At 60.0% G+C, this 7,713-nt stretch carries 8 protein-coding genes; 5 read left to right on the forward strand and 3 right to left on the reverse strand.

Annotated features, from left to right (window positions below):
- Positions 1-570 precede the first annotated feature (570 nt).
- The 3 genes from HT737_RS09845 to hmpA all read right to left on the reverse strand — a co-directional run bounded on the left by HT737_RS09845 (position 571) and on the right by hmpA (position 2,992).
- Positions 571-1,080, reverse strand: a complete 510-nt coding sequence (locus HT737_RS09845; protein WP_025109264.1) for a disulfide bond formation protein B — start codon at positions 1,078-1,080, stop codon at positions 571-573.
- Between the two features lie 25 nt (positions 1,081-1,105).
- Positions 1,106-1,666, reverse strand: a complete 561-nt coding sequence (locus tag HT737_RS09850; RefSeq protein WP_182402405.1) for an ester cyclase — start codon at positions 1,664-1,666, stop codon at positions 1,106-1,108.
- 144 nt (positions 1,667-1,810) lie between these two features.
- Entirely contained in the window at positions 1,811-2,992 is a 1,182-nt protein-coding gene (gene hmpA / locus HT737_RS09855) for an NO-inducible flavohemoprotein (RefSeq protein ID WP_182402407.1), read from the reverse strand.
- A gap of 162 nt (positions 2,993-3,154) precedes the next feature.
- On the opposite strand from hmpA, the gene norR reads away from it, so the two are divergent.
- The 5 genes from norR (at position 3,155) to HT737_RS09880 (ending at position 7,630) form a co-directional block, all read left to right on the forward strand.
- Positions 3,155-4,708 carry a nitric oxide reductase transcriptional regulator NorR gene (gene norR / locus HT737_RS09860; RefSeq protein ID WP_182402409.1) on the forward strand — a complete coding sequence of 518 codons (1,554 nt, stop codon included), beginning with the start codon at positions 3,155-3,157 and terminating at the stop codon, positions 4,706-4,708.
- 243 nt (positions 4,709-4,951) lie between these two features.
- Positions 4,952-5,854, forward strand: a complete 903-nt coding sequence (locus HT737_RS09865; RefSeq protein ID WP_007968390.1) for a chemotaxis protein CheV — start codon at positions 4,952-4,954, stop codon at positions 5,852-5,854.
- A 27-nt stretch (positions 5,855-5,881) separates the two neighbouring features.
- Positions 5,882-6,343: an N-acetyltransferase gene (locus tag HT737_RS09870; RefSeq protein WP_095668362.1), complete on the forward strand. Its 462-nt coding sequence runs from the start codon at positions 5,882-5,884 to the stop codon at positions 6,341-6,343.
- A gap of 127 nt (positions 6,344-6,470) precedes the next feature.
- A complete protein-coding gene (locus tag HT737_RS09875; protein WP_047296388.1) occupies positions 6,471-6,794 on the forward strand; it encodes a hypothetical protein in 324 nt (107 codons plus the stop codon).
- An 86-nt stretch (positions 6,795-6,880) separates the two neighbouring features.
- Positions 6,881-7,630 carry a YkgJ family cysteine cluster protein gene (locus HT737_RS09880; protein ID WP_095668360.1) on the forward strand — a complete coding sequence of 250 codons (750 nt, stop codon included), beginning with the start codon at positions 6,881-6,883 and terminating at the stop codon, positions 7,628-7,630.
- Positions 7,631-7,713 lie beyond the last annotated feature (83 nt).

Genomic DNA, 7,713 nt, shown 5'->3' on the forward strand with positions numbered 1-7,713 from the left:
GACACCCGACTTCCTGTCCAGTTCCTTAATAAAGGTTGAACAGTGCCGGGAATTCAGTGCGGGCGATTGTAGATAGGTAGCGCCCTATACACCATGTCTTATCCCGAAATAATTTTTATCGCTCAGAGCAACAATCCATCACCGTTTTTGCAAAAGTTCCGCATGTTATCGAAATCGATTCTCAACAAAAACACCAAAAAATGTAGGCCTATACACCTCAGTTCAGACAGCTCCGAAGGCTTTTTCCCGACACCGAATTGGCGCAAAGCCCGATATTCAAAGGCCTCTGGCCATCTGCCAGAGCCTGTTAAAACTGCCTGATCTGGCACCTGCGTGCAAAACCAGAAAAATGCCGAAACAGACCAATCCTTTTTTGTAACATTACGCCAATCCGGGTTGCTGAAACGCCCTGCGACAGGATGTGTGTGACAACATGTCGCACACCTGTCGCACGCTCCATTGCCGTTCGTCACGGTGATTTCACAAACTCTCTGAAATGCAAAACGCCCCGCGCGGCTGATTCGCAAATCGGGGCGTTTTCTGTATCGGCCAATCCGTCGAAGAGTTGACTCAGCGCAGTGCTTTTCGGTTACGCGAGGTCAGTAGCGGCACCAGGATCACCACCAGTACGAAGGCCACCAGTGCCCATTGCGCCAGCGACAGGCCGAGGATCGGCGGGTACGGCGTCGAGCAGAAACCGTCGACCTGGAAGCCCAGCGGGAAGATCTTCGCCAGCGGCAGGTCGTCGACAATCGGCTGCAGCACGTCGATGCCGCAGCTCACCGCCGGATAGAACTGGGTGTACACATGATGCCCGGCGACACCGGCACCGGCGATCGCGCAGATCACCACCAGCACCTCAAACACTGTGATGCTGCGGCGGGTGCGCATCGCCGCGCCGATAAACGCGAACAGCGCAATCAGCAGCAATGCATAACGCTGCAGGATGCACAGCGGGCATGGCGCCTCGCCCAGCACGATCTGCATGTACAGCGCACCGCCGATCAGTGCCAGACAGATGATGCCCAGCAGCACCAGAAAGCGCCGCTCACGTCCCAGTCGAATCGTTTCCTCGCTCATCGCGTTTCCCTTGTATGCCCATGGTTCAGCTGGCTGGCGGCTGCGCTTGCAGTTGCGCCATCAGACTGATGTTGTCTTCGATATGCCAATTGGCCGCGATGCGACCGTTGTCGATCTGATAGATATCGGTTGCCCGGAAGTCTACACGCTGGCCCTGCCCTTTGAGAGTCTTGAACGTACCGCTGAAGTGGCCGCGAAAGTGCAGGTGCACCACCACGCGGTCACCGGCAATGATCATTTGCTCGATCTCGCAGCTCAGGTCTGGCACCGCCGTGCGAAAGAACTTCGACGCCAGCAACGGCCCGCTCGGGCCCTGCACCCGCCCTTCGGGCGGTGTCTCGTCGACAAACTGCGGCGACAAGGCTGCCGTGGCCAGGGCCTCTTCCCCACTGTTCCAGAAACTGCCGTAACGCCGCGCCGCCAATTCCATTGCATCACGTTGAGCCTTGGGCAGGCTCTGATCGACGATCAGGGTCTGTGGTGCGATCAACGCCGATTCGGCCGAAGCAAACGGACTGGCCAGCAAAGCAGCCGACAGGCCAAGCGTTGCCAGGCTCAAACGTGAGGAGAAGATGATGTGCGACATGGGGGCGATCCTGATCAGTTAAACGAACGAGCGCCTATCATCAGCATCGGGGAATAAACGATAAACCGGTTAAGAAACGATTAACCTTTAAACACTTTTTAAGAATCAAGGTTGCCCGCGATGCAGACGACTCGGTGTTTGCAATTACTCCAAAGCCGCCGCCGGCCCGAAGAACTCATAACGACTCTGCTGCTCCGGCACACCCAGCGCCTTCAAATGCCGCTTGATCGCGCCCATGAAGCCCTTCGGCCCGAGGAAGTAAGCGTCGACATCCCGTTGCGCCGGCAGCCATTCAGCCAATTGCTCTTGGCTGAGCATTCCGACCTTGTCCGCCGTCGGACTCACGCCGTCATCTTCGGCGTAGCAATAGAAGCGCTTGAGCTGCGGATGACGCGCCGCCAGCCCGTCGATCCAGTCGCGGAACGCATGCACGCTGCCGTTGCGCGCGCAGTGGATAAAGTGCACCGGGCGCTCGGTTTGCAACGCCGCTTCGAGCATCGCGAGGGTCGGGGTAATGCCGACACCGCCGCTGATCAGCACCAGCGGTTTGTCGCTGGCAGTCAGGGTGAACTCGCCCGATGGCGGGAACAGTTGAATGCTCGCGCCGACGTGCAATTGATCGTGCAAATGGTTGGACGCACGACCACCCGGTTCGCGTTTGACGCTGATGCGGTACTGACCTTTATTGGCCAGTGCCGACAGCGAGTAATTACGGCGGATTTCTTCGCCATCGAGGATCAGCTTCATGCCGATGTACTGACCCGGCTCGGCGGCAAGAATCGGCCCCTTATCCGCCGGTTCGAAGTAGAACGAGATGATTTCCGCGCTTTCCTCGACCTTGTCCACCACGATGAACTCCCGCGCCCCGCGCCAGCCGCCGAGCGCTTGTTCCTTCTGGTCGTAGATCGCCGCTTCAGCGCCAATCAGGATCTCGGCCAGTTGCCCGTACGCCGCGCCCCACGCGCTCATCACTTCCGGCGTAGCGATTTCGTCGCCGAGCACTTCGGAAATGGCGCGCAGCAGGCAGGTGCCGACAATCGGGTAGTGCTCAGGGAGGATTTGCAGGGCGACGTGCTTGTTGATGATCTTCGCCACCAGATCGCCCAACTGGTCGAGCTGATCGATGTGTCGGGCGTACATCAGCACGCCATTGGCCAAGGCACGTGGCTGGTCGCCGCTGGCCTGATGCGCCTGGTTGAACAACGGGCGGACTTCAGGGTATTCGGAGAGCATCATGCGGTAGAAGTGCGTGATCAGCGCTTCACCGCCGCTTTCCAGCAGAGGCACAGTGGATTTGACGATGGCACGATCCTGAACGCTAAGCATAAGAGTGACTCCAGAGCTTTTTTGAGAATTTCCTTAGGCTTATCAGCTTTCATGCCAGATATTTTATCGTTATAAATCAACAGCTTAATTTATAAGTAGTCATTTAGACACGAAGCACCTTATAGTCATCTCGACCACATCGAGTCTCTTTGACTACATACCATGACCGCCAAATGCCTGCTCACCGCTTTACTGCCGCTGGTCTCCGACCTGTCCCGCGAACTGCCCGAAGGCGAGCGCTATCGGCGCCTGCTCGAAGCCCTACGCGCCCTGCTGCCGTGCGACGCCGCCGCGTTGCTGCGCCTGGATGGCGAATGGCTGGTGCCCCTGGCGGTGGATGGTTTGAGCACCGACACCCTCGGCCGGCGCTTCAAGGTCAGCGAACATCCTCGTTTCGAGATCCTGCTGGGCGGCGCCGGGCCGACGCGGTTCGCCGCCGACAGCGACTTGCCCGATCCCTACGACGGCTTGGTCGATGGTCTGGGCGATCACCTCGAAGTGCATGACTGCCTCGGCTGCCCGCTGTTCGTCGATGAAAAACTCTGGGGCCTGATCACCCTTGATGCGCTCGATCCGGAGCGTTTCGAGCCGATCGAACTCGACGCCCTGCAAGCGTTCGCCAGCCTCGCCTCGGCCACGGTCAACGCCGCTGAACGTATCGAACGCCTGGCGTTGCGCGCCGAAGACGAGCATCAGCGCGCCGAGGTCTATCGCCAGGCCAGCGGCCAGCAGCAGCGCGAAATGATCGGCCAGAGCAAGGCGCACAAACGGCTGATGGAGGAAATCAATCTGGTCGGTGGCAGCGACCTGACCGTGCTGATCACTGGCGAAACCGGGGTCGGCAAGGAACTGGTGGCGCAAGCGATTCACGCCGCCTCCCCGCGTGCCGACAAACCGATCATCAGCCTCAACTGCGCGGCCCTGCCCGATACGCTGGTCGAAAGCGAACTGTTCGGCCATGTGCGCGGCGCCTTCACCGGTGCCACCAGTGACCGTCGCGGCAAGTTCGAACTGGCCAATGGCGGCACGCTGTTTCTCGATGAGGTCGGCGAACTGTCGCTGACCGTGCAGGCCAAGTTGCTGCGCGTGCTGCAAAGCGGCCAGTTGCAGCGGCTCGGCTCGGACAAGGAACATCAGGTCGATGTGCGCCTGATCGCCGCAACCAACCGCGATCTGGCCGAAGAAGTGCGCAGCGGCCGTTACCGCGCCGACTTCTATCACCGCTTGAGCGTGTACCCGCTGCGAGTCCCGGCGCTGCGCGATCGCGGGCGCGATGTGTTGCTGCTCAGCGGCTTTTTTCTGGAACAGAACCGTTCGCGCATGGGCCTCAACAGCCTGCGCCTGAGCAGCGACGCTCAGGACGCGCTGCTCGCCTACACTTGGCCGGGCAACGTGCGTGAGCTGGAACACTTGATCGGGCGCAGTGCGCTGAAGGCGCTGGGCAACTGCAAGGTCAGGCCGAAGATTCTCAGCCTGAGCGCGGCGGATCTGGATTTGCCGCGTGAGGTTGTGGGTAACTCGCCAGCGCCTGCCTCTGCAGTACCGGCGATACCGTTGATCAGCGGTGATTTGCGCAGCGCCACCGAGCAATATCAGCGGCAGTTGATCAGCGCTGCGCTTGAGCGTAACCAGGATAACTGGGCCAGTGCGGCGCGGGAGTTGGGGCTGGACCGGGCGAATCTGGGGCGGATGGCCAAGCGATTAGGCATGAAGTAATCACTTCAGCCAGTTTGAGTGGATTCCTTGTGGCGAGGGGATTTATCCCCGATGTGCTGCGCAGCGGCACCAAGAAATGGGACTGCTGGGCAGTCCATCGGGGATAAATCCCCTCGCCACAGATGATTCTTGCCCTACCCGATAACCGACCTAAAGCCCACCCCGTTAACGCCGATAACCCGGCATCAATAGTTTCTGGCGATTTGCACCCTCGCCCATCACCTTTTTCCACAGAAGGTTTATATGTCTTCCACCAAAGCCCGCGCAGATTCACTTTCGCTTCTGCTGTTTACCTTGCGCAGCGGCAAGCTGATGGCGATCAACCTGCTGAAAGTCAGTGAAATCATCCCCTGCCCGCCGCTGACCAAAATGCCCGAGTCGCATCCGCACATCAAAGGCATCGCCACCCTGCGCGGCGCGTCGCTGTCGGTGATCGACCTCAGCCGCGCCATTGGCGAGCGACCGCTGGAAGACCCGAACGGCGGCTGCCTGATCGTTACTGACGTCAGCCGCTCCAAGCAGGGACTGCACGTGCAGGCGGTGAGCAAAATCGTCCATTGCCTGACCACCGACATCAAGCCGCCACCGTTCGGCTCCGGCGGTTCGCGCGCCTACATCACCGGCGTGACCTCGGTCGACGGCACGCTGGTGCAAGTGCTCGACATCGAGAAAGTCATCCACAGCATCGCCCCGGCGCAGATCGAGATGGCCCCGACCGACCTGAGCATGGAAGATGCCGAAGTGCTGGGCAATGCACGGATTCTGGTAGTCGACGACAGCCAGGTAGCGCTGCAGCAATCGGTGCACACCCTGCGCAACCTCGGCCTGCAATGCCACACCGCGCGCAGTGCCAAGGAAGCCATCGACTGCCTGCTGGATCTGCAAGGCACCGCGCAGCAGATCAACCTGATCGTCTCCGACATCGAAATGTCCGAAATGGACGGCTATGCCTTCACCCGCACCCTGCGCGAGACGCCGGACTTCGCCCACCTCTACGTGCTGCTGCACACCTCGCTCGACAGCGCGATGAACAGCGAAAAGGCCCGCCTGGCCGGGGCCAACGCGGTGCTGACCAAGTTCTCGTCGCCGGAACTGACCCAGCGCCTGATCGAAGCCGCCAAACACGTCGCTGCCAACGGTCATTGATTCTTGAGCCAGACGTACTGCTTTCTGATGCGGCGCGACCTTCGTCAAGACGTGCCGCCGCCGCACTGGCCGGAAGGCATTGAACTGAGTACTTACCGCCCGGAACTGGCGGCGGCCGTGCATCAACTGATGCAACGCGGTTACCGCGAGGGCGGCGGCCGCGTGCCAGTGCTGAAAGAGTGGCAACAGCGCTTTGAAAGCGATGCCGAATACGATCCCGAGCTGTGCTGGATTGCCACAGACGCCGAAGGCGTGATCGGGGTGGCGCAGTGCTGGACCAGTTCCTACATCAAGAATCTGGTGGTGCATCCGCGCGCTCAGGGTCGTGGACTGGGTCGGGCGTTGTTGTTGAATGCATTCAAGGTGTTTCAGCAAAGGCGCGAAGGATTTGTCGATCTGAAGGTGCTGGAAGACAACCTGCGGGCGCAGCGGTTGTATGAGAGTGCCGGGATGATGGTGGTTCGCCGGGAATTGGTGCCAGCCGAATAAAAGTCAAAAGATCGCATTTCTCTGTAGGAGCTGCCGCAGGCTGCGATCTTTTAGCGGCTCATCAGGCAACAAAAGTCTTTAGGCATACTCCAACCTTTGGACTCTCAAGACCAAGGACGCCGCCCCCATGAAAACCCTCACTCTGAGCCTGCTCTGCCTCACCGCCCTCGCCTCCCAGGCCCACGCCTCCAGCCCCGATGCCTGGGCCGCTTACGACAAAACCGTGCTCGCCAGTTGCACCAAGGCCAGCGGCCTGAAAGCTGCGAAACCGGTCGGCAGCCCCGCGCAGTTCGATGACCGCGTCGGCTATACCGCCGTGCTGCTGCAAGGCCAATACCCGCAAAAACACATGAAAGGCCAACAAGGCACCGAACTGTGCCTGTACAACAAAAAGTCGAAAACCGCGTTCGTCACCGAATGGGACTCGATTCATCCGACCGCCAAGCCTTGAGGACTGGCGCACAACTTGCTTCGATCAGCCTCAGCCTGGCGACTTTACGTCGCTGTTTCACACCCTGATTGAAGATTGATCGTGCAATGAATACGACGTTTTCCTGCGTTGGCTGCGGCAAATGCTGCACCGACCACCATGTGCCCCTGACCCTCGCCGAAGCCCGCATGTGGGCGGCGGACGGTGGTCAGGTGATCGTGCTGGTGGAGGCTTTTCTCGGCAACGGCCTGGGCCTGCCGGCGCAGCAGCGTGAACACGCTGAACGACGTTCAGCGGCCGTGCGCAGCGGTACCACCGAGGCCCACGTGGCAATCACTTTCGCCGCCTACAACGTCGGTCGCTGCCGGAATCTTGACGAAGACAACCGGTGCCGCATCTACGAGCGCCGACCGTTGGTGTGCAGGATTTATCCCGCTGAGATCAATCCGCACATCCCGCTCAATCCGGCCGCCAAGGATTGCCCGCCAGAGTCGTGGCAGCAGGGGCCGCTGCTGATTGCCGGCGGGGAGCTGGTTGACCAGGAGCTGTTGGAATTGATCCAGCGCTCACGCCAGGCTGATCGCGACGACATCCGGATCAAGGACGCGATCTGTGCCGCACTGGGAATTCGCACCACAGCACTCAAGGGCGATGGGTTCACCGCGTATTTACCGCAGATGGACGCTTTTGCGTCTGTGATCGATCAGGTGTCTTCCCAGCCACTGAACACAGCATCCAGTGAATGGCTGTTTCATTTGTCCGGAGACGACGTGGCCGGGCAATTGCTGGCGGCTGGGGCGCAGGTGGTGACGGAGCCGGCGCAGACGTATGCGTTCATTTCGCTGCGGGCGGCTTGATCCGGAATTTCCGTCAGGGCGAATGGCCCCTTCGCGAGCAGGCTCGCTCCCACAATGGATTGCATTTCAAATGTGGGAGCGAG

Source organism: Pseudomonas sp. MD195_PC81_125, from assembly GCF_014060985.1.
Classification (GTDB): Bacteria; Pseudomonadota; Gammaproteobacteria; order Pseudomonadales; family Pseudomonadaceae; genus Aquipseudomonas; species Aquipseudomonas parakoreensis.

Excerpts from the sequence above, each read along its gene's own strand:
- HT737_RS09870 (WP_095668362.1), top strand. The coding sequence starts at position 5,882 with ATGCGGCGCGACCTTCGTCAAGACGTGCCGCCGCCGCACTGGCCGGAA.
- norR (WP_182402409.1), top strand. The coding sequence starts at position 3,155 with ATGACCGCCAAATGCCTGCTCACCGCTTTACTGCCGCTGGTCTCCGAC.
- HT737_RS09875 (WP_047296388.1), top strand. The coding sequence starts at position 6,471 with ATGAAAACCCTCACTCTGAGCCTGCTCTGCCTCACCGCCCTCGCCTCC.
- HT737_RS09850 (WP_182402405.1), bottom strand. The coding sequence starts at position 1,666 with ATGTCGCACATCATCTTCTCCTCACGTTTGAGCCTGGCAACGCTTGGC.
- HT737_RS09865 (WP_007968390.1), top strand. The coding sequence starts at position 4,952 with ATGTCTTCCACCAAAGCCCGCGCAGATTCACTTTCGCTTCTGCTGTTT.
- hmpA (WP_182402407.1), bottom strand. The coding sequence starts at position 2,992 with ATGCTTAGCGTTCAGGATCGTGCCATCGTCAAATCCACTGTGCCTCTG.
- HT737_RS09845 (WP_025109264.1), bottom strand. The coding sequence starts at position 1,080 with ATGAGCGAGGAAACGATTCGACTGGGACGTGAGCGGCGCTTTCTGGTG.
- HT737_RS09880 (WP_095668360.1), top strand. The coding sequence starts at position 6,881 with ATGAATACGACGTTTTCCTGCGTTGGCTGCGGCAAATGCTGCACCGAC.